Origin of the sequence: Salibacterium qingdaonense (assembly GCF_900114715.1) — a bacterium.
Lineage (GTDB): Bacteria > Bacillota > Bacilli > Bacillales > Marinococcaceae > Salibacterium > Salibacterium qingdaonense.
The window spans coordinates 1-18,765 of the sequence record NZ_FOTY01000043.1; the positions used below are offsets into that span (position 1 = coordinate 1).

General features: G+C 48.9%; 21 protein-coding genes and 1 pseudogene. 17 read left to right on the forward strand and 5 right to left on the reverse strand.

Annotated elements, in window-relative coordinates; all coding sequences use genetic code 11:
• The 5 genes from BM058_RS16885 to BM058_RS18455 form a co-directional block, all read left to right on the forward strand.
• Positions 1-336: transposase (locus tag BM058_RS16885; RefSeq protein WP_177195619.1), on the forward strand; the 336-nt coding region annotated here is incomplete at its 5' end.
• A gap of 648 nt (positions 337-984) precedes the next feature.
• Positions 985-1,263, forward strand: coding sequence for a hypothetical protein (locus tag BM058_RS16890; RefSeq protein WP_090928665.1), 279 nt, complete (start codon positions 985-987; stop codon positions 1,261-1,263).
• 356 nt (positions 1,264-1,619) lie between these two features.
• Positions 1,620-3,662, forward strand: a complete 2,043-nt coding sequence (locus tag BM058_RS16895; RefSeq protein ID WP_245737078.1) for a thioredoxin domain-containing protein — start codon at positions 1,620-1,622, stop codon at positions 3,660-3,662.
• A 15-nt stretch (positions 3,663-3,677) separates the two neighbouring features.
• A complete protein-coding gene (locus BM058_RS16900) occupies positions 3,678-4,673 on the forward strand; it encodes a 2-hydroxyacid dehydrogenase (protein ID WP_090928668.1) in 996 nt (331 codons plus the stop codon).
• 59 nt (positions 4,674-4,732) lie between these two features.
• Positions 4,733-4,897, forward strand: coding sequence for a hypothetical protein (locus BM058_RS18455; RefSeq protein ID WP_177195620.1), 165 nt, complete (start codon positions 4,733-4,735; stop codon positions 4,895-4,897).
• Positions 4,898-5,112: 215 nt separating this feature from the next.
• On the opposite strand, the gene BM058_RS16905 is transcribed toward BM058_RS18455, so the two are convergent.
• The 3 genes from BM058_RS16905 to BM058_RS16915 all read right to left on the reverse strand — a co-directional run bounded on the left by BM058_RS16905 (position 5,113) and on the right by BM058_RS16915 (position 7,752).
• Positions 5,113-6,201 (reverse strand): branched-chain amino acid aminotransferase, encoded by a 1,089-nt coding sequence (locus tag BM058_RS16905; RefSeq protein WP_090928671.1) that lies wholly within the window; start codon positions 6,199-6,201, stop codon positions 5,113-5,115.
• A 104-nt stretch (positions 6,202-6,305) separates the two neighbouring features.
• The gene (locus BM058_RS16910; RefSeq protein WP_090928674.1) at positions 6,306-6,509 is read right to left on the reverse strand and encodes a hypothetical protein; all 204 of its coding nucleotides are present in this window, start codon (positions 6,507-6,509) and stop codon (positions 6,306-6,308) included.
• Positions 6,510-6,633: 124 nt separating this feature from the next.
• Positions 6,634-7,752, reverse strand: a complete 1,119-nt coding sequence (locus tag BM058_RS16915) for an IscS subfamily cysteine desulfurase (protein WP_090928677.1) — start codon at positions 7,750-7,752, stop codon at positions 6,634-6,636.
• 152 nt (positions 7,753-7,904) lie between these two features.
• Between BM058_RS16915 and nadC the strand changes: the two genes are divergently transcribed.
• On the forward strand, positions 7,905-8,750 hold the full coding sequence (gene nadC, locus BM058_RS16920) for a carboxylating nicotinate-nucleotide diphosphorylase (RefSeq protein ID WP_090928681.1): 846 nt from the start codon (positions 7,905-7,907) through the stop codon (positions 8,748-8,750).
• Between the two features lie 5 nt (positions 8,751-8,755).
• Positions 8,756-9,853 carry a quinolinate synthase NadA gene (gene nadA, locus BM058_RS16925; RefSeq protein WP_090928684.1) on the forward strand — a complete coding sequence of 366 codons (1,098 nt, stop codon included), beginning with the start codon at positions 8,756-8,758 and terminating at the stop codon, positions 9,851-9,853.
• A 190-nt stretch (positions 9,854-10,043) separates the two neighbouring features.
• Here nadA and gvpU read toward each other — a convergent pair whose 3' ends face one another.
• Entirely contained in the window at positions 10,044-10,433 is a 390-nt protein-coding gene (gvpU, locus tag BM058_RS16930; RefSeq protein WP_090928687.1) for a gas vesicle accessory protein GvpU, read from the reverse strand.
• A 186-nt stretch (positions 10,434-10,619) separates the two neighbouring features.
• Here gvpU and BM058_RS16935 point away from each other — a divergent pair, with 186 nt between their 5' ends.
• The 8 genes from BM058_RS16935 (at position 10,620) to BM058_RS16975 (ending at position 16,949) form a co-directional block, all read left to right on the forward strand.
• Entirely contained in the window at positions 10,620-11,072 is a 453-nt protein-coding gene (locus tag BM058_RS16935) for a LytTR family DNA-binding domain-containing protein (protein ID WP_177195621.1), read from the forward strand.
• A 2-nt stretch (positions 11,073-11,074) separates the two neighbouring features.
• Positions 11,075-11,491 carry a DUF3021 domain-containing protein gene (locus tag BM058_RS16940; RefSeq protein ID WP_090928693.1) on the forward strand — a complete coding sequence of 139 codons (417 nt, stop codon included), beginning with the start codon at positions 11,075-11,077 and terminating at the stop codon, positions 11,489-11,491.
• Positions 11,492-11,569: 78 nt separating this feature from the next.
• The gene (locus BM058_RS16945) at positions 11,570-11,962 is read left to right on the forward strand and encodes an ArsR/SmtB family transcription factor (protein ID WP_090928696.1); all 393 of its coding nucleotides are present in this window, start codon (positions 11,570-11,572) and stop codon (positions 11,960-11,962) included.
• A gap of 5 nt (positions 11,963-11,967) precedes the next feature.
• Positions 11,968-12,864: a cation diffusion facilitator family transporter gene (locus BM058_RS16950; RefSeq protein WP_090928699.1), complete on the forward strand. Its 897-nt coding sequence runs from the start codon at positions 11,968-11,970 to the stop codon at positions 12,862-12,864.
• Positions 12,865-13,365: 501 nt separating this feature from the next.
• Positions 13,366-13,773: a thioredoxin domain-containing protein gene (locus tag BM058_RS16960; RefSeq protein WP_090928703.1), complete on the forward strand. Its 408-nt coding sequence runs from the start codon at positions 13,366-13,368 to the stop codon at positions 13,771-13,773.
• Position 13,774: 1 nt separating this feature from the next.
• A complete protein-coding gene (locus tag BM058_RS16965; protein ID WP_090928705.1) occupies positions 13,775-13,969 on the forward strand; it encodes a hypothetical protein in 195 nt (64 codons plus the stop codon).
• Between the two features lie 259 nt (positions 13,970-14,228).
• A complete protein-coding gene (ctaD, locus tag BM058_RS16970) occupies positions 14,229-16,091 on the forward strand; it encodes a cytochrome c oxidase subunit I (protein ID WP_090928721.1) in 1,863 nt (620 codons plus the stop codon).
• A 105-nt stretch (positions 16,092-16,196) separates the two neighbouring features.
• Entirely contained in the window at positions 16,197-16,949 is a 753-nt protein-coding gene (locus BM058_RS16975; protein ID WP_090928707.1) for an alpha/beta hydrolase, read from the forward strand.
• Between the two features lie 57 nt (positions 16,950-17,006).
• Here BM058_RS16975 and BM058_RS16980 read toward each other — a convergent pair whose 3' ends face one another.
• Complete coding sequence (locus tag BM058_RS16980) at positions 17,007-17,201, reverse strand: CsbD family protein (protein WP_090928710.1); 195 nt, start codon at positions 17,199-17,201, stop codon at positions 17,007-17,009.
• Positions 17,202-17,377: 176 nt separating this feature from the next.
• Here BM058_RS16980 and BM058_RS16985 point away from each other — a divergent pair, with 176 nt between their 5' ends.
• Together BM058_RS16985 and BM058_RS16990 are read left to right on the forward strand one after the other, a co-directional pair.
• A complete protein-coding gene (locus BM058_RS16985) occupies positions 17,378-18,445 on the forward strand; it encodes a GGDEF domain-containing protein (RefSeq protein WP_090928714.1) in 1,068 nt (355 codons plus the stop codon).
• Positions 18,446-18,547: 102 nt separating this feature from the next.
• A pseudogene (locus BM058_RS16990) lies at positions 18,548-18,765 on the forward strand (ISLre2-like element ISAot1 family transposase); the annotation flags it as partial.

Consider the following 18,765-nt stretch of genomic DNA (forward strand, 5'->3'; position numbering starts at 1 on the left):
CATGGGACCTGCGAGCAATTTCACAGCGAGTTGAAATCTGATATGGATTTAGAAAGGTTCCCCTCGGGAACGTTCGCAACGAATGCGCTTGTGCTGGCTCTTGGATCCCTGGCCTATAATCTGCTTCGTTCCATTGGACAGGATGTATTACGTGGTAATGATCTTCCTGTCTCGAAAAACGTTTTCCGCCAGCGGTTAAAGACGGTTATCCAACACATGATTTTGTTTGCTTCACGCATGGTTCAGCATGCACGTGAACAACGTCTTTCCTTGTTTCGCGGCCACCCCTGGAAAGAATGCTTTGTTCGTTTATTCCATCGGTATACTCCTACCTAAAAACACAGCGCGTCCTCTTTTGCTTCAACCTGTTCTATCAATGAGCGAACCTATAGAAACCCTGTAGGTTTCTTTGTGTTGCTGCAAGAGCACCCTTTTCTAAAGAAAAGAAAACGAAGGCAGGAACGGAAGGCGGCGCTTCCAGCGGGAAGAGCAGCAGCCGAAGATCCTATCAAACGGCGGTTTTTCCGTTTGATATAGCTGAGGCGCTGCCCGCGGAAAACGTCCGCCTGCAGCGGATGCCTATTTATCTTCAACGTATACCTGAAATAAAAAACGAGTTATAGATATAGAACGGAACCTCACTCAAACAATATCCCTCTTTATCACGGATTCAGGACGTGGATATTAGTTGTCATTTTTTCCTTAATTATTGGAACAGCGGCATACGCAAATCATACAGGGAAACATGTTGATGTAAATGAACGGTTTTCCGAATTCATCGAAGACAACGAGTATGACGAAAGTGATATATCGGAGAATAAATATAAACATACCACAGAAGAATTAAGTGCTGATATAAACGATGAAATACACATCTATACCAAAGACAAAGGGCGGCAATTAAGAGCAATTAAAGAAGCGGCAATTCAAACAAAAATAGAAGCACCCGCTAATGAAAAATATTCCGAAGATGTCGTAAAATTGATGAAGTACGCAACACAGGACGTTGACAGCACAAAGTTTGAATTTGAGGGTATCGTATTGAAGGCATTCGAACAGGATTTAGGGAATCTTAAAAGGGGGGAACGTAAGGTTTATTTTAATGAAGACGTAAATATTTCGACGTATAAGAAAGAAGACCCTGTTGACGGAGAAATAAAGGTGACCGTTTATGTATATCAAAATCTTCCATCGAACGGTTATACTTCATATTTAGTAGAAGAAATGAAAGACAAAGGAATTTCACAACGCCTTGAACCATAAGAAATTACGCCGAATCCAGGTAAGAGGGTTCGGCTTGGTATTTGAGATACATGGGTGACACGGCGGGAAAGGACGCCGGGGATGTCTAACCCTCAAAATGAACCGCTGCCTGCTGGATTGTGCACGTTAGAATCGAGCTAAGCGTCACTTTTTCCTGATCGGACTGTGATTTTAAATGTTAGACACAGGCTAAGCGTCACAATCCTCACCGAGCGGCGTAATTGTGCACGTTAGAGAGCCCCGCACCGCTCTGTATCCAAACCCCACACCGAATCCACACAAAAGGGTTCGGTTTTTTTAATTGGAACATATAGGTTACACTTTTAGAAAGAGTGATTGGAAAGGATGTGGTGGCATTGGCAAACCGTTTGATTGATGAACAATCCCCGTACCTGCAGCAGCACGCCCACAACCCCGTGGACTGGTATCCGTGGGGCGAAGAGGCTTTTGAGAAAGCACGGAAAGAAAACAAACCCGTCATGGTCTCCATCGGCTACAGCACCTGTCACTGGTGTCACGTCATGGAGCGGGAAAGCTTCGAAGACGAAGATATCGCAAAGCTGATGAACGACCGATTTGTAGCCATTAAAGTCGACCGCGAAGAACGCCCGGACGTCGATGCCATTTACATGACCGCATGCCAGGCCATGACCGGACACGGCGGCTGGCCGCTGAACGTATTCGTAACCCCCGACCAGAAGCCATTCTACGCAGGAACCTATTTTCCAAAAGAAAGCATGCGCGGCATGCCGGGCATGACAGATGTCATCACACAGCTCTACGACCGGTACCAGGACGATCCGGAGAAAATTAAAGAAGTGAGCGAACAGATGGCGGATGTGGTGCAGCCCCAAACCGCCGGCCATGACAGCGTATTGTCCGAAGAAGCGCTCGCAAAAGGCTTTCACGAGCTCCAGCAGACATTCCATCCCACGTACGGCGGTTTCGGAAACGCGCCGAAATTCCCGACGCCGCACGTGCTGATGTATCTCTTCCGGTATTACCGCTGGTCCGGTGACGAGAAGGCGCTCGACATGGCGCGGACGACACTTGACGGCATGGCGGCCGGAGGCATGTATGATCACATCGGCGGCGGATTCGCCCGTTATTCGGTGGATGAGAAATGGCTCGTGCCGCACTTTGAGAAAATGCTGTATGACAACGCGCTGCTTGCAATCGCGTATACCGAAGGCTGGCAGGTGACAGGAGAATCCCGCTTCCGGCAGACAGCCGAAGAAGTGCTGGACTACGTCCTGCGCGGTATGCAGGACGCCAAAGGCGGTTTCTACTCCGGCGAGGATGCGGATTCCGAAGGGGTGGAAGGTAAGTTCTATCTCTGGACCCCCGGCCAGATCAAACAGATCCTGGGTGAGGAAAACGGCTCTCTTTTCTGCGAAGTGTACGATATCACAGAAGATGGCAATTTTGAGGGAGTGAACATTCCGAACCTGATCGGGCAGTCTCCGGAAGCGTTCGCCCGCGGCCATGACCTCGATCCGAAACAGGTAAGAGAACGGGTGGAACAGGCGAAACCGTTACTGTTCGAAGCGCGCGAAGAACGGATCCACCCCCATACGGATGACAAAATGCTTACGTCCTGGAATGCGCTCATGACCGCAGCCCTCGCCCGCGCCGGCCGTGCCTTTGATTCGGACCGTTATGTTGACGCGGCGGAGCGTGCGTTTGCGTTTATCGAATCGCACCTCCTCCAGGATGGCCGCGTGATGGTCCGGTACCGCGGCGGGGACGTGAAGCATAAAGGATTTATTGATGATTACGCCAATATTCTCTGGGCGCTCCTTGAGCTGTATGAAAGCACGCTGAAGCCGGAGTACCTGACAAAAGCCCGGTATTACGCAGATCAGATGACTGCCTTATTCTGGGATGAGGAGAACGGCGGTTTTTACTTCTACGGTTCGGACGCAGAGGAGCTGCTCACGCGGCCGAAAGAATCGTTTGACGGCGCGATGCCGTCCGGAAACAGTACCGCTGTCCGCGAACTGCTGCGGCTCGCCCGTTTCACCGGGAATACCGCATATGAAGAAAAAGTGCGCAGCGCCCAGGATGCGTTCGCCCGTGAACTGACGGAGATTCCCGGGGCGCACTTTCACTTTCTGCAGAGTTACCTGCTGCTGTGCAGCGATATGAAAGAAGTGGTTGTTTTGACAGGGGAGGACGAAGAAGCCCGTACTGTAACAAACGCTTTGCAGCAGCGGTTTTACCCGGAAGTGACGTATCTGATTCACGACGATCCAGGCGCTCTGGCAGAAGCCGCGCCATTTGCGTCTTATTATCATAAAATCGAAGGAAAAACGACCGTCTACGTGTGCCGCAATTTTGCCTGCCGGCAGCCCGTGACCGAGGCAGCGGAGGCCCTCCGGATGCTGGATGACTTGTAAAGAAAGGACTTGAAGATGATGAAAAAAGTAATCACTTACGGCCGTGTCAGAGAAACAGCGAAGGAGAAACTGCGGGAGCACTATGACCTGCACGTGTTTTCAGGACAGGAAGATGTGTCGGATGCCTCGTTTGCTGAAGCTCTTGCGGAGGCTGAAGCATTGATTGGCCTGCGGATACCAGCTGATGACCGCCTGCTTGCGCGGGCTGCGCATCTGAAAGTGGTGAGCAACGTCTCGGTCGGTTATGACAATCTAGATCTGGAAGCTCTCACCCGGCACGGAGTCGCAGCCACCAATACCCCGGACGTGCTGAATGATACCACGGCCGATGCCATTTTCGGCCTGATCCTTGCGACCGCGCGGCGGATTCCGGAACTGGACCGATTCGTGAAGGACGGAGAGTGGGAGCGTGAGGGAGACCTGCCGGAGGAAAAGTTCGGCACGGATGTTCACCACCGTAAACTTGGCATCATCGGCATGGGCCGGATCGGCGAAGTCATTGCCAAGCGCGCGCATTTCGGTTTTGATATGGAGATTTTGTACCATAACCGGTCGCCGAAGCCGGAGGTGGAAGAGACGTACGATGCATCGTACTGCAGTTTAGAGAAGCTGCTTGCCGAGGCGGATATCGTCTGCCTGATGACGCCGTTAACGCCGGAGACAAAAGGGTTGATGGGGCGCGGCGAGTTTCAGCAGATGAAACAAAGCGCCATTTTCATCAACGGATCCCGCGGAGCGGCGGTGAAGGAAAATGAGCTTGTGGAGGCACTGAAGAATGGAGACATTCTTGCCGCCGGCCTGGATGTCTACCAGCAGGAGCCGCTGCCGGCGGACCACCCGCTCCTGCAGCTTCCCCATGTCGTCACGACGCCGCACATCGGCTCCTCCACCGGAGAAACCGAAGATAACATGTCACTTCTGGCCGCTGAGAATGTGGAAGCCGCCCTCGAAGGACAGCGTCCGCCGAACCTGCTGAACCCTGACGTGTGGGAGAGCGGCGGGAAAGAATAAACATCTGTATATTGTATTATAAATATAATGGCCGGCACTTTCGAAAAAAGATTATCCGAATGATGGATTGGAATGCAGCACTTGAGGCTTCCACTTCCTCGTTCGGATTTTTTGTTGATTTCCGGTACAGAACAGCGGTGAAAAAGAAGGGCAACGATACTTACCTGCCAAACATGGGCATTTACGAGCCAAATACTACTGTTTACGTGCCAAATCCAGTGTAATACTGTCTGAACCATGCGTTACTGTCCAAACGGAGGCGTTTACAATCCGAATCCGGTAATTTACAATCCAACTAACCAGACTTACAATCCGAGGGCCGCAAACCAATCGCCGCGTCGTGTTCATTTGCTTTTCCTCTCTACATGAATGATACACAAAAAGACCCGGATCGATTCTTCCGTGAATCGTCCGGGTCTTTTAACGGCGCACTGCTTTCTTATGTTTCCTGTTCCTGAAGCGGTACGGTCCAGCCGAGGACATCTTCTTTCGCACCGGTCTGAATGCCCGAAATCGTATCATACAGATCATAGGATACAGGGCCGGTCTGATTGCCGTTTATAACAAGCTCTTCGTCTTTCCACTTCAGCCTGCCGACCGGTGAAATGACGGCGGCCGTTCCGGTTCCGAACACTTCTTCCAGCTCGCCGTCCACGTGCGCCTGTTTGACCTCATCAATCGAAATACGGCGCTCGTGCACGTTCCAGCCCCAGTGCCGGAGAAGTTCGATAACAGAGTCGCGGGTGATGCCGTCGAGAATGCTTCCGTTCAGAGCGGGAGTGATAATTTCCCCGTTGATTTTGAAAAAGATATTCATGCTTCCGACTTCTTCGATGTATTTTTTCTCAATGGCATCGAGCCACAGTACCTGATCATAACCGAGTTCTTCCGCCTTTTTCTGCACTTTAAGGCTGGCTGCATAGTTGCCGGCTGTTTTCGTGAAGCCGACGAGGCCTCTGACGGAGCGGACGTACTCATCTTCCACGTAAATGCTGACCGGACTCATTTGATCGGACTGCGCGTAGTAGGAGCCCACCGGCGATAAAATGATCATCAGTTTATACTGGGAAGCGGGTTTTACGCTCAGTGCCGGTTCGGTGGCAATGATGAACGGACGGATATACAACGACTGCCCTTCTTCGACCGGTACCCAGTCTCTGTCGATATGTAGGAGTTTTTTCAGAGCATCCACGAGAAAGTCCGGATCCACCTCAGGGATGTTCATCCGGTCACTGGATATATTCATACGGTTGAAATTCTTTTCCGGCCGGAACAGCTGGATGCCGCCCTTTTTGGACGTATATGCTTTGAGCCCTTCAAATACGGACTGGCCGTAATGGAACATGAGGGAGGAAGGGTCCATCAGAAGCGGTTCGTACGGCGTGATGCGCGCATCGAACCAGCCGTCTTCTTCATTGTAATCCATCACAAACATGTGGTCTGTAAAATATTTGCCGAAGCTTAAATGATTGTAGTCGGGTTTTGTTTTTCCTGTAGTAACCTGCTTTATCGTTATATCGTGTTCCATGTGCCATCCCTCTCTTCTAAGAAATTACGTCACCCTTTTAGTGTACTCTAATTTTTATTGTTTTTCAGCAGATGAACTAATCGAATTTACACTTCCGGGCAGCGTTACGAAGAGGAGAAGGGGAGCGACTGAAGTCCGAAAAGGAGCGACACGATAAATACGAGAACCGTAACGATCGTCCAGCCTGCCGCATACCGGAGGTCATTTCTGATACGTTCCTTCATGAATGCAAACAATACAACGCCGGTGACACTGGTGATAACGAGGACAACGATCATCATCTGTATGCTGTGCCAAACAATGCTCACTGCCTGCTTCCCCCTTTGTCATTTTTACCGCAGCATGCAAAAGATTGTCTTATGTATCCACTGTTGTTCTTTACCCGCTGGTCCTTCCTCCTTAATCTATATTCTGCCGGCAGTGTGGTTCCCATCACTTTCCGGTGAGTTCGTTCAAGACAGAAGCGGTTTCCCGCAGTTCCGTATACGTGGTATCGCGGCCCAAGCTGATGCGGAACAGGCCGTGTGCTTCATCAGCGGTGTATCCCATAGCAAGCAGGCTGTCCGGCGGCGCGGACGATCCGGTTTTGCAGGCACTTCCCGGTGAAACGGCGATACCGCGCCGGCTGCATTCCAGCATGATCCACTGCCCTTCCCGCTCGACGGCCCGCAGCGCAAGGTGATGCGGAAGCCTTTTCTCCCGGTCGCCAAGCAGTTGATAGGCTGCCGGGTCAAGTTCTGTGAGCATCCACTGCTGCATGGAACGCCACCGGTCTTGTTGTTCTTCCATAGCGGAAGCAGCTTCCACAGCAGCTTCGGTGAACGAGGCAATGCCTGGTATATCAAGCGTTCCCGGCTTGAAACCATGCTGGTGTGCGACATTGGGATAGATAGGTGTCCAGCTGGTACCCGGGGCGATATAGGCGGCACCGGTGTTTTTGGGCCCCTGTACTTTGTGTGCCGACAGCGACAACGCATCCAGTCCGGCGGTCGTCACATCAATCGGAATCTTGGTAAAGGTCTGCACACAGTCACTATGAAAAAGAGCCTGATGGTTGTGAAGAATCGCTCCAATATCTGTGAGAGGCTGCAGGACACCGGTATCACTGGAGGCATGGCAGATCGAAACAAGGATCGTATCCGTCCGGAGCAGGGAACAAAGAGAATCCAGACAGATTTCGCCATTACGATGGACATCTACGACGCTCACCGTGAACCCTTCTGCTTTCAAACGCCCGAGTCCCTGACCGATGGAGGAATGTTCGAAGGGGGAGGTGATTATATGGCGTCCATGGTCTTTTCTGCCGTATGCGAGACTGAGCAGTGTGGTGATATTGCTGTCGGAACCGCCGCCTGTAAAGTAGATCCCTTCTTCGCTGCCGTGGATGATGGCAGCCAGCTGTTTCCGGCAGTGGCCGGCGAGATGTGATGCTTCTTCTCCGTGTCCATGCAGGCTCTGTTCATTTCCGAAAAAACGCTCTGCCGCTTGGCGGTAGCCTTCCAGCGCAGCTGTACTCATCGGGGTAGTGGCGCAGTGATCCAGATATATCATTTGTTCTCCTTCCTCTTGTTACAAATTTCACAATAACGGTTGTATTTAGTGTAGTTTTATATAAACATATGTGTCAAGACACATGTAATTTCATGGTGAAGGTTCCCGATTTGCATGTAGAAAAGCAGCGGATGAAGCAAGGGAGGAAGGCTATGCAGCGGTATCAGGTTAGAGAAGCATTGAAACGGTTTTTTGAAGAAGATATCGGAAGCGGCGACATCACAACCGAGGCTGTTTTTTCGGATAAAGAAACCGCGGAAGGTGTGGTGAAAGCAAAAGAAGCCGGGGTGTTCTGCGGCGCCGTTGTGTTCGAAGAAGGCTGGAGAATGCTCGATGAAGCGGCGCATGTCACCGCACACGTGAATGAAGGAGAGCGGATAGAGGAGGGGCAGACACTTCTGACTGTAAAGGGGCGGGTGCAGGCGTTACTAAGCGGGGAACGGGTGCTTTTGAACCTGGTGCAGCGGATGTGCGGCGTCGCTGAAGCAGTCCGCCGCACGGTAGAAGCACTGAATGACCCGGGGATAAATGTCTGTGATACGAGAAAAACAATGCCGGGACTACGTCTGTTTGATAAATACGCCGTGCGCTGCGGGGGCGGCGTGAATCACCGGGGAGGTCTCTATGATGCGGTTATGATCAAAGACAACCACATCGCTGCGGCAGGAAGCATTACCGGGGCGGCAGCGAAAGGGAAAGAGAAGGCGGGGCATATGGTAAAAATGGAAATCGAAACGACATCGCTGGATGAAGTGAAAGAAGCCGTTGAAGCAGGAGCTGACGTGATTATGTTTGATAACTGTTCCCCGGAACAGGCTGCAGCGTGGGCCTCAGCCGTTCCGCCCCATATCCGGACAGAAGTTTCCGGTACGATCACCCGCGAGTCGATTGGGGCATACCGGGGAACAGGCGTGGACGTGATTTCGGCAGGATCGATAACCCATTCGGTTCAAGCATTGGATCTTAGTTTTTACCTTCACAACAAGAGAAAGGAGTAGTATCAATGAGTGTATTGGAACAGTTTCAGGCGCCATCTCTGCCGGATCATATCGAGGCCATGACTCAGAGCGATATGGAAAAAAGGGTACGGGAGATCAAAGTGGAACTCGGAGACCGGTTGTTTATGCCCGGCCACTATTATCAAAAGGACGAAGTGATTCAGTTTGCCGACGAAACCGGGGACTCCCTGCAGCTCGCCAAAACCGGCGCTGCCAACAAAGAAGCGGAATATATCGTGTTCTGCGGCGTGCATTTCATGGCGGAAACAGCGGACATTTTATCTGAGGATCATCAAACCGTGCTGCTTCCGGATCTGCGGGCCGGTTGTTCGATGGCGGACATGGCCGACATCACGCAGCTGGAGAAAGCCTGGGAGAAACTGCAGGATACCTTTGCCGATACGATCACGCCACTTACGTATGTGAACAGCACCGCGGCCATTAAGGCATTCTGCGGCAGACACGAAGGAGCCACATTGACGTCCTCCAACGCCGAAACCATGCTGCAGTGGGCATTCCGGCGCAAAGAACGGATTTTATTTCTGCCCGATCAGCACCTTGGGCGTAACACGGCGTATGACATGGGCATTCCACTTGAAGAAATGGCGGTGTGGGATCCCATCAGGCAGGAGCTGGAATACGACGGAGATCTGGAACAGGTGCGCATGATTTTGTGGAAAGGACACTGCTCGGTTCATGAGAAGTTCACGATGGATAACGTGCGGCAGGTAAGAGAAGAAGATCCGGACGCAAATATTATCGTTCATCCGGAGTGCATGTTTGATGTCGTGCAGGCATCAGATGCGGCGGGATCGACGAACAAGATTATTGATACAATCCGGAAGGCTCCGGCCGGAAGCACGTGGGTCGTGGGAACAGAAATGAATCTGGTCAACCGGCTCATACAGGAAGAAACAGATAAAAAAGTGCGGTCGCTGAATCCGAATATGTGCCCCTGCTTAACGATGAACCGCATTGATCTGCCGCATCTGCTCTGGTCGCTCGAAAGCATCCTCAGCGATAAACCGCATCACAGGATTGAAGTGGATGAACAAACGACACGCGAATCCACCACCGCTCTCCAGCGTATGCTTCAGCAATAACAGAAGGAAAAGTTCAAAAAGACGGAGCCGGGGAAAATCATCCCGCTCCGTCTTTTTGAATGAGATACGTTGCTGCGCAGCCAGGCTCGTTTGTCATATGGTATGGCAGTCATGCAGCTTCGACTGGTAAATGTCCTATTTGACGACGTGCTGTCCGAAGTCCTGCAGCCTTTCTGTCAGCTGAACCCCACTACTGCACGGATTCAAAGCTGAAGCCGTTGACGTCGGAAATTTTTCCTCTCCAGAGACTCCCGTGAATAGGAACTTTCCCCTGTGAATCCACAAGCTTTGCTTTACGCAGATGGATATAGCCGCTTTCGTACTCGTCCTGATCGGTTTCGCGCTGGAACTTATCCGACATTTTCTCGAAAAAGGTTGTCATTTTACTTTCCAGATCGCTGTTTCCGCGGTGAAGGGTGCGTTCGAGTTCTTCGAGATACTTCACATTTCCGATTAACACTCCGGTGATGGTAGCTCCGCCGACATTCAGTGTGATATCCATTTCTGCACCATTATCCGCCAGCCGTACGAGATACCGAAGGACATAATCGCTGTGCTTGTCTTCTTGTACTTCTTTCATCCTCTTCCAACCCCTTTATTGTATATACTATATATACTTTACCCGGAAACCCCTCCTTATTAATCCAACGTTCCAGTGCGTGATTCAGGCAGGATAGATAGCATGTTGAACCACTCGGCAGAATCTGCTGTACGGAGAATCGTTTTCTTTTATATACTGAAAGCAGCAGAGGAAGGAGGAAGATTGGTGAAAATCCATGTGGAGATTGACGAAGAACTTGAAAAAAAAGAAGTGTTGATTCGTTCCAACGTATGGGATGAAGAAGTGGAACGGCTTCTCAGCCGGCTGAAGGAAGAAGAACGGACCTACTTTGCCGGAATGGATGGAGAGAAACGCCATATATTCCAGCCGCAGGACATTATATATTTGTATACCGCAGACAAAATCGTCATGGCGAAGACAAAAGAGGGGACTTTTCAGATGAAAGAGCGGCTGTATGAATTGGAAGAAAAGCTCCCTCCCGGACGGTTTGTGAGGCTGTCTAAATCCGTTGTCGCGAACCTGGATGAATTGAAACAGTTCGAAGCGTCCTTCCATGGCTCTCTTTGTGTCTATTTTCGTACTGGAGATAAAGCATATGTGTCACGAAAATACGTGAACAGAATTAAAGAAAAAATCCACTGGAAAGGAAAGGGATAAAGGTGAAAACACTGGTATATCAAAGCTTTATCGGCATTTGTTTCGGCGCTCTTATCGCCGTACTCATTCATTACGGCATCATTTTTTTCGGCGGTGCTCAAAAGCTTGATGCCGGAAGGTTCGTCATGGACTCTCTTGGGAGCATGTTCTGCGGATGGTTTTTCAGTATCGGGGGGCTGATTTTCGCGAAAGAGAGCTGGAGTCTGACAAAACGTACAGGTATTCATTTTGTGACGATGACCATGCTGTATTTTGTTCTCGCTTTTGTCATCGGCTGGATTCCTTTCACCATTTGGGGACTTATGATTGGAATGGGACTGTATCTGGTTCTTTACGCTGTGTTCTGGGCCTGCTTTTTCGTTTATTTTTATAACGAAATGAGAAAATTAAATGAAGCGCTGACGGATCGAAATTCGTGACAACACATCATTCATTCAAATTTATGCTTGAATATAGTATAATGAGTAATAAACGATCGAGTAAAAGAGGTGAAAGAGATGAAGCAGGAAGAGGTATGCGAAGTCACCTGTGTGGACGAAGAGAAAGTAGCACGGCTGCAGGCTTCTATCGACGATGCCAAGGTGGATCGGATGGCCGTTATGTTCAAAGGACTGGCCGATAAGAACCGGATGAAAGTGCTTCAGGCCCTGGCCGCGGAAGGCGAGATATGTGTCTGTGATGCGTCCCATCTGCTCGGCGCTTCGACGGCGTCCACGTCCCATCATCTTCGGTATCTGCGGAAGCTGGGTCTCGTGAAATACCGGAAAGAAGGGAAACTCGTTTATTATTCACTCGAAGACAGTCACGTGGAAGACATGATTAAGCTCGCAGGAGCCCATCAACAGGAAATCTCGGACCGGGAAACCGGACATTCCGTCATGGAGGCTTGAAGCTGATGGGACACGATCATCATCACGACCATCACCATCATAGTCATTCCAATATCAAAACGGCCTTTTTTCTGAATTTCGGATTTACGATTATCGAATTAATCGGCGGCGTTTTGACAAACAGTATGGCAATTATTTCTGATGCGATTCATGACCTTGGCGATTCGCTGTCTCTTGGCACAGCCTGGTTTCTCCAGAACAAATCCGAGCAGAAAAGCAACCAGACGTTTACATTCGGATACCGCCGGTTTTCCCTGCTCGGCGCCCTCATCAACAGCCTGGTGCTGGTGGCCGGTTCCCTATTTATACTATCCGAAGCCGTTCCTCGTCTTTGGAACCCCGAACCCGCCCACGCCGGCGGGATGCTGCTGCTTTCCCTTCTTGGCATGGCCGTGAACGGTGCGGCGGTGCTTCGAATGAAATCGGGAGCGTCTATGAATGAAAAAGTGGTATCCTGGCACCTGCTGGAAGATGTGCTGGGGTGGGCTGCCGTTTTCGTCGTCAGTGTTATTATGATGTTCTGGGATGCCGCCATCCTGGATCCGCTTCTCTCAGTGTTAATCACGTTGTATATTCTGATGAATGTACTGAAAAACCTGAAGAAAACATTGTTTCTATTTCTGGACGGAGTGCCTGAAGAAATGGATACAGAGCAGATTGAACAGAGCATTCGGAGCATTCCTGATGTAGAAGATACCCATCACACGCATATATGGTCACTGGACGGCGAGCAGCACGTGCTTTCCACGCATGTGGTACTAAATGAAGACATCAGCAAAGCAGATATGATGAAGGTGAAAGCTTCAATAAAAGAAGCGCTTGAAGCCTATCCGCTCGAGCATATCACAATCGAAACGGAATGCACGACCGACGACTGCAGTTTAACAACGCTGCATCATTAAAACAGCGAAGCGCTGTGCTGCTGGATCAGTCGACGTCTGCTAGCCTGCTCATGATAAAAAGGCTGTCACACCGGTGGCAGCCTTTTTTGCGAGGCAGGGGGATACAGGTCGTTATACTGTATAACAGGACAGTTTTTGCAAATGTCTTCAATTCCAGTGCATGATGCACACATTTCCAGATTGCCTTCCATGAGAAAGATGGAGAATTCAATTTTCACATGACGCTGCACCACTTTACAGTAGGACACGGTTTGCCGGTGAATGTATTCCATAAAACCTTTCTCCTTTATCTGCTTAATCTGGTTTTCTAGATGCCTATATACCCATGTCCTTTGATTCATAAACACAATAACATAAAACGGCAGTGTATGTGATAAAAAAGAATCAAATTCGAGAGTCTTCTTCCCCGGTATGTTTCACTTCTCTTATAAGAAGGTATTATCCCGTAGAAATCATAATGTGAATCGTTATAAAGGTATTGAAGAAAAGGAGAACACGAATATGCCGGGTCATGCCATGCGGCTTCTGGCAGCGATGATTTGTTTGATTCTTCCGCTTACTGCCTGTGCCGCTCAAAGCCAGCCCGCTATGATCCAGGAACTTCATGCGGAAACGTCCATGCTTTTATTTTCCGATGATAAGAATCTGAGTGCGGAACGGCCTTTTTATAAAGCATTATTAAATAAAAGCAATAATTGCAGCACGGACCAAATGGATGTAAGAATTATTTCGTCTCAGAAGGAAGACATCACTCAATATGTTGGCGTCAGCAGCTATCCATCTCTTTATGTAATGAAAGGAACAGAACTCCGTGATAAATATGAAGGGTCGCTGGACCAGTCCGACATCGAAACCTTTATAAACGGACATGTAACATGCGAAGAAACGAAGGAGAGAAAAGAGGGATAGAATGGAAAATGAAAAATATTTGATTGTAGCAGTCGATCAACAAGGATACGAAGTAGGCCTTACGCCTTACGCAGGACATATCGAAAACGACGAAGTAACCTTTTCCTGCAAGAACCAGGCCAGATTATTTTATGATAAAGTGAAAGAAGAATTGTTTCCGCACTCTGTAAAGTTGATGACAATCAAGGAATCATAATAATGATTAACGATACGAATGATGTGAAAGCAGAGTAGATACGCGGACACAGGATGGGCCGAAAACCAAACGTCAAAGAAAGAGTCGGAAAAAAGAATATAAGTTGTATCAAATCCCGGAAGACAGCCTGTACGCCGCCTTCCGGGATTTTTGTAATGCAGCTGCTTCCGGTGCCCGCAGGCAGCCACTATTCACTGGAGATATGCGGTATAGAAGCTTTCCGAGTTGGCAACAATGAACCCGGGAGGTTGAATAGATGATGGAAACCGCTTATCAAAAGAAGAATGTAGTCTGGGACTGGCTGACGACGGTGGATCACAAAAAAATAGCAATTCTATACTTAATCGGCGGCACCTTGTTTTTTATGAAAGCAGGTGTGATGGCCATACTTATGAGATTGCAGCTCATGTATCCGGAACAGTCTCTGCTGTCCGGCCAGACATATAATGAATTATTAACGATGCACGGAACAATTATGCTTTTTCTTGCGGTGACGCCGCTGATTTTTGCCTTTATGAATTACATTGTTCCGTTGCAGATAGGAGCACGTGATGTCGCGTTTCCGTTCTTAAATGCGCTTGGATTCTGGATTTTCTTTTTTGGAGGACTTCTTCTCAGTTTGAGCTGGTTTCTCGGAGGAGCACCGGATGCAGGGTGGTTTGCTTATACACCGCTCTCCACAAGAGAATACGGTTCTTCGGGGATGGATTTTTACGTGCTCGGCCTGCAGGTAAGCGGTCTTGGTACGCTGATTTCGGGTATTAACTTTATTGTTACGATCATTAATATGCGGGCGCCGGGGATGACGATGATGCGGCTTCCATTGTTCTGCTGGACAACGCTGATTGTGTCGATTCTCATTGTGTTTGCTTTTACTCCACTTGCAGCAGGACTTGCGATGCTGATGCTGGACCGCCTGTTCGGAGCGCAGTTTTTTCAGGTGGATGCCGGAGGGAATGTGGTTTTGTGGCAGCATATTTTCTGGGTATTCGGGCATCCGGAGGTCTATATTCTCGTACTTCCGGCGTTCGGTATTATATCCGAAGTGGTGCCGGCATTTTCGAGGAAGCGGTTGTTTGGGTACACGACGATGGTATTTGCGGTGCTTTTAATTGCGTTTCTTGGTTTTATGGTATGGGTTCACCATATGTTTACTGTTGGAATCGGTCCGATTGCCAATTCGGTGTTCGCCCTGTCTTCCATGGCGATCGCCGTACCAACCGGAATTAAAATTTTCAATTGGCTGTTCACGATGTGGGGCGGAAAAATCACGTTTTCTACAGCCATGCTGTGCGCTTCTTCGTTTGTACCGACGTTCGTACTTGGTGGTATAACCGGTGTCATGGTAGCCATGGCCCCGGTGGATCATTTGTACCATGACACCTATTTCGTGGTGGCACACTTTCATTACATTTTTATCGGCGGCATTATTCTTGGACTGTTTGCGGGTCTGTATTACTGGTATCCGAAAATGTTTGGGCACCTGCTGAATGAAACCCTTGGACAATGGATGTTCTGGCTGATGTACATCGGCTTTCATGTGACATTCTTCGTGCAGCATATTCTTGGTCTTATCGGCATGCCAAGGCGGTATTTCACCTATATGGACGGTGAGGGGCTGAATACCTACAATTTTATTTCGACGATGGGAACGTTTTTGATGACAGCAGCGGTGGTCGTTCTGATTATTAATATTATCTACTCCGCCTGGAAGGGAGAACGCGTGCAATCCGGTGATCCGTGGGGTGCACGGACCCTGGAATGGTCTATTCCCTCTCCGGTGCCGGAATATAATTTCGCGCAGGTGCCGCAGGTCCGCGCACTGGATCCCTGGTTTTATGAAAAAGTGCACGGGGACGGCAGCATGAAAGCTGCCACACCTGTAGAAGACATACATATGCCAACCCCCTCCATCCTGCCGTTCATTATGGCATTTGGTTTGTTCTGGTGGGGTCTTGGGATGACGATGATGCCGATGGAACAGCCCTGGCTGCCGCCGTTTATCGTGATAGCAGCAGGTGTTGTTCTCACTTTCGGGGCCATGATAGTAAGATCCGTAAAAGAAGATCACGGTCATCACATTCCAAAAGAGACAGTAGAAAGCATGGAGCGGGGTCGTTGAGATAAAGAAATTGTGAAAAATAATACATTTTACATGACAAAATACTGATTTTACGCTATCCTGTGGGAAAAGTAGTATTATACCATTAACGGGAGGGTGAGAAAGATGGCGGAACGTTATCCGGTAATGGAAGGCGCGGAGCCTTTCTATTTTGAAGGGGATGATACCGGCGTACTGGTGATTCACGGATTCACAGGAAGCACCCAGAGCATGCGTCCTTTGGGGGAGAGTTTTCATGAGGCCGGATTCACGGTGTACGGGCCGCGGCTCGCCGGTCACGGTACGCATCCTGAAGATCTGGAAGATACCTCCTGGCAGGAATGGTGTGACAACGTGGAAGAAGGGTTTCGATTTTTAAAGGAAACCTGTACGGATATATATGTAGCAGGACTCTCCATGGGAGGAACACTGACGCTGTACCTGGCAGAACGTATGCCGGAAATGAAAGGTATTATTGTGATCAACGCGGCCATCGAAATTCCGGATGCCGATCCCGAACACCTGCCGGATCAACGATTTGTACAGACCGCCCCTCCCGATATAAAAAAAGAAATCCAGCAGGAAGCTGTTTACGAACAGACGCCTGTGAAGGCTTACGGGGAACTTTACGGGCTGATGCTTGAAACCCGCAGCAACCTGATGGACATCACGGTTCCGGCGAGGATTTTTGTGTCGGATGTTGATCATGTCGTTCCGCCTGCCAACAGTGAAGATATTTATCATACGATTTCTTCTGAAAATAAACGGATTATTCCGATGCACGACAGCTATCATACAGCCGTGCTTGATAACGACAAAGAAATGATTGCCATTGAAAGCATAGCATTTATTAATGGATTGACTTCCACCTCTGGATGAGACTTTCGTAAAAAAACCGTCCCTCCTTGTAAAAAGGGGCGACGGTTTTTTTATCGTTTATTTATCTTTGTTTTCTTTTTCCCTTTTTATTTCGCCGATATCCTGCTGGGTATTGCCTTTGGATTTATCTTTCCTGCCTTCTTCCTGAAGTTCAGGGTCTTCTTTGGCGTTGCCGATTTGATCTTTTGCTTCGCCCTTTACTTTGTTTACAGCGCCTTTGATTTTATTACTCCAGCTTTCCTGATCTGCCATTTTACTATCACCTCTCTAAGATTGTTAGTATTTCTTTTCCCGCGCCGGCGGCCCTTTAAACAAGGGAACGCGAACCATTTACAGCCGTGGTATTCTGTATTATGGGTACTTTAGAATAAGACTTTGCTTTTTCCGCCAAAGAATGTCGGAGTGGTTTTGTTGAAGAAGGGATTCAGTTGATTAATAGTTTTATAGTCAGTTTCAGTTTATTGTTCACGTGTACGGTGCTTATTAACTACGTGCTGTACCTGCCGGTGCTGCGAAAACCCGGCTTCCGAAAAATGAAGCAGGTTATTCTTGGTGTGTCCGCCGGTATCACCTGTATTCTTTTAATGATGAATGCTTATCAGATCAGTGAGAATGTGCTGCTTTCTTTTTTTCATATTCCGATTACATATACAGCTCTTTTTTATTCCCCGCTGATCAGTGGAAGCACAGTTATTACCGCGGCGCTTGGAAGGTACTTTTTTAATGAAGAGGATATTGGTTCCATGCTTGGAACCAATATCCTTATTGTCGGAACGCTGCTGATAGGCCTTTCCTTTTTTATTCCGCGCAGATTTTTGTCTTTCATCGTTGTAAGCACAGCCTACACTATTCAGAATATCCTGGTGATTTCTTTTCTTACCTCAAGCAATTGGGATTGGGGGGAAGGACTTCTCTATATTACAGCCTGCACGGCTGCTTCGTTGTTATTTTACTATGTTCTTCACAAGATCATACAGTTCTTTGTGATGAATAGACAGTATAAAGAACGGTCGAAAATTGACGGGCTTACCGGAGTGTATAACCGCCATGAACTGGAGAAGTTTCTGGAGTACCTGAATGTATCCGGACATAGGTTTGCTGTCATGATGATTGATGTGGATAATTTTAAATCCTTTAATGATGAATTTGGGCACCATATTGGGGATAGAGTGCTGATTGAAACGGCCGGGCGCATCAATGAAACTATCCGGGAGCAGGGGTCGGTATACCGCTATGGGGGAGAAGAATTTGTCGTTATTCTTGAAGACCAGACGAACACTTCCGCCTATGAACTGACAGAATCCCTTCTGTCGCGGATGCAGGTTCCATTCACATGTCTGGAAGGAGAGGAAACCTGGAATATGACGGTATCTATCGGTACTGCTCTGCCGGCTGATGGGTTTGAGACACCTAAAGAAGTGGTGGAACGAGCGGATGCATTGATGTTTGAAGCGAAAAAATCCGGGAAAAACAAAGCGGTTGTATGTGTAAAATAGTTCTCGGTAACGACGAAGACTGATGATTGGCAAAAAAAGAGAAGGTCCTCTATCATCGATGTATGCCTAGGAAGCAAATACAAAGCGAAAAGAGGCCTTCTCATGAAACCTATTATAACAGAAATGCACCAGATAATGAAAGAAACACCGGATGTCCTGGCCATGGAAGAAAAGCTGCAGCAGCTGATGTACAGCTGGTTCAGCGATTTGGTGGGAGAGGCTCTCACCCTGCTGGATGATCCGGTGAGCGAAGCGAAAAAGGACGAAGGATGGGACGTGGAGACGCGGGATGCGAGGACCATCCAGTTTTTAATCGGACC